This window comes from Saccharomonospora iraqiensis subsp. paurometabolica YIM 90007 (assembly GCF_000231035.2).
Lineage (GTDB): Bacteria > Actinomycetota > Actinomycetes > Mycobacteriales > Pseudonocardiaceae > Saccharomonospora > Saccharomonospora paurometabolica.
Map to the genome: position 1 here is coordinate 1 of NZ_KI912232.1, position 2,526 is coordinate 2,526.

Annotated in this window: 3 protein-coding genes; 2 read left to right on the top strand and 1 reads right to left on the bottom strand. The window is 74.4% G+C overall.

Annotated features, from left to right (window positions below; translation table 11 throughout):
* On the bottom strand, nucleotides 1–296 hold a 296-nt coding region (locus SACPADRAFT_RS33845), incomplete at its 3' end, for a hypothetical protein (RefSeq protein WP_007027246.1).
* A 148-nt stretch (nucleotides 297–444) separates the two neighbouring features.
* On the opposite strand from SACPADRAFT_RS33845, the gene SACPADRAFT_RS26870 reads away from it, so the two are divergent.
* Complete coding sequence (locus SACPADRAFT_RS26870) at nucleotides 445–1,236, top strand: hypothetical protein (RefSeq protein WP_007027247.1); 792 nt, start codon at nucleotides 445–447, stop codon at nucleotides 1,234–1,236.
* A gap of 5 nt (nucleotides 1,237–1,241) precedes the next feature.
* Nucleotides 1,242–2,526 (top strand): sensor histidine kinase (locus SACPADRAFT_RS26875; RefSeq protein ID WP_051442434.1); only part of this gene is annotated, 1,285 nt, incomplete at its 3' end.

Genomic DNA, 2,526 nt, shown 5'->3' on the forward strand with positions numbered 1-2,526 from the left:
CCCGACTGCCCGGCCCCCGACTGCCCGGCCGCCGACGGCTCAGCCACCGACCGTCCGGTTGCGGGCACCGTGCCCGTGGGGAGCGGCTTCCCGGGCTCGTGGCCGGACCGCACGACGTGTCCGGCGGCGGAGTCCCGGGTGAGTGCCCGGTGGACGAGCACCGCGACCGCCGACGGCACGAGGGCCGAGGGAATCCACAACCACCACGGCCATCCCGACCCGACCGCGGCGAACACGACGGCCGCGGTGAGAAACGCGGTGGCCGTGGCGGTCACCCCTCGTTCGGTGCTGGTCATCGTGGCCCCCCAGGGGTCGTGGTGAACCACAGAATTCTGGCCGAGAACAGCGGTGCGCCACAATGTCACTGTCGGTGGACGATCGGGCGGACCGACCGCGGCCCCCGGGCTTCCGGCTGTCGTGGGCCGCCACGTACCGGGGGTGAGTGTGTCGGGCATCGGGGATCTCGCGATCAATCTGGCGGCCAGCGTCATCGCGGGGCTCGCCGTGTGGGTGTCCGGGCGGGTGCGTCGACGGCGGCGAGCCGCACGGATGCGGCGGTTCTTCGGGCTCGGGCCGGGTGCGGACTGCGTCATCGTGGCCCCACGGCACGCGAGTTCGCCGTCGCGGCACAGCGTCCACCAGACCGACGTCGCGGCCCTGCTCGAGATCGCGGGCATCGCCCGGGACTGCGACTCCCGCGTGGAACTGCGGGTCCAGGGAATGTCCCCGCGGTTCGACGGAGCCTTCGGTTCGAGCACCGAGTTCTGCGTCGGTGGTCCGGACGCCAACACCCGGACCGAGGCGCACCTCGAGACGTTCCTGCCCGGCGTCGCGATCGACAGGTACCGGGACGTGGGGGACGCGCTGCATATCCGGGTCGGCGACGACCGGTTCTCGCGGGTGCCGGATCTCGACGAGTACGTCGTGCTGGCGAAGTTCCACACCGACGGCAGGACCCTGTTCGTGGTGTGCGGCCAGACGTCGACCGCCAACCGGGCGGCGGCCCGGTACCTGCTGCATCACCGGAACGACCTGGTCGGTCGGCACGGCGTCGACGGCCGGTTCTGTGTGGTGCTGCGGGTCGTCCGCCCACGTGCCTACGCGGACCGGGTCGTGCGCGTCGTCGCCGACGTCACCGACACGGCCTTCGCCGGGCCGCCTCCCGGGCACGCGGCCACGGCACCGGCGGGACGCGCGGCCGACCGGCCGGACACCGCACCGGATGCACTAGGTTGACCCGCGTGCAGGTCGACAACGGCGGTGCGGACCGGCCCGGAACGGTCCGCCCGGTGGGGACCGCCGACACCGAACCGGTGTGGGCCGACTGGCGTCGTCCGCCACCCACCCCGGTGCAGCGGCGGCACGACGTCCTGCTGGGGCTGGGGGCCGTCGCGGGGGCGCTCGTGATGACCGTGCTGGTCAACAGCATGGGTGCGTTCGCCTTCGGCGCGGCGCCGACACTGACGGAACAACTGGGGTGGGCGGTCGTCGTGACCGCTCCGCTGGTGGTGCGTCGCCGCTTCCCCCTCGCGGTGCTGCTGGTCGTGGCCGCGGTGTTCATCGCCGCCCAGGTCCGCCGGACCGGGGACACCCTCGTGCCCTCGATCGCGCTGTTCCTCGCCCTGTACACGGCGGGGGCGTGGGCCGGGGACCGGGGCCGCGCCCGCCTGGCCCGCCTCGCCGTGATCGGCGCGATGCTGGTCTGGCTGGGCGTGTCCCTCGTGCGGTCGCTGCTCAGTCCGGCCCCCGCCTTCGACGGCGCCGCCGGACCGCTCGACCCGGTGTTGTCCACGGTGCTCTACAGCATCGGGTTCAACCTGCTGTACTTCGCCGCCGCCTACTTCTTCGGCGACCTCGCGTGGTTGTCCGCGCGCAGGCGGGCGGAGCTCGAACACCGTGCCGACCAGTTGCGCCGCTCGCAGGAGGAGAACACGCGCACCGCGCTCGTGGCCGAGCGCCTCCGGATCGCCCGCGACCTGCACGACATCGTCGCCCACCACGTGGCGGTGATGGGGATCCAGGCCGGCGCCGCCCGGCGGGTGCTGGACGACGACCGGGAGCTCGCGCGCACCGCACTGGACACGGTGGAGACCACCGCGCGCACGGCGGTCGAGGATCTCCGCGGGCTGCTCGGCGTCCTCCGCGCGGACGACCGGGGTGGGGCCGACGACCGGGGCGGTCCGGGCCGTCGGGACGGCACGGGTCCGGACGGCGCCGGTCCGGACGGACCGGGTACCCGGTCCTCACCAGGGTTGGCCGATCTTCCGGACCTGGTGGACACCGCCCGGACCGCGGGACTGCGCGTGGAGCACGGGGTCTACGGGACCTCCCGGACCGTTCCCGACGGGGTCGGCCTCTCCGCCTACCGGGTGGTCCAGGAGGCGCTCACGAACGTCGTGCGGCACGCCGCGGCGCGCGCGGTCGACGTCCGGGTGCGGTTCCGCGACCGGACCCTGGAGGTCGAGGTCACCGACGACGGGCGGGGCGCGGCCGCCGCGGCGACCGGCACGTCCGGTCCCGGCCTGG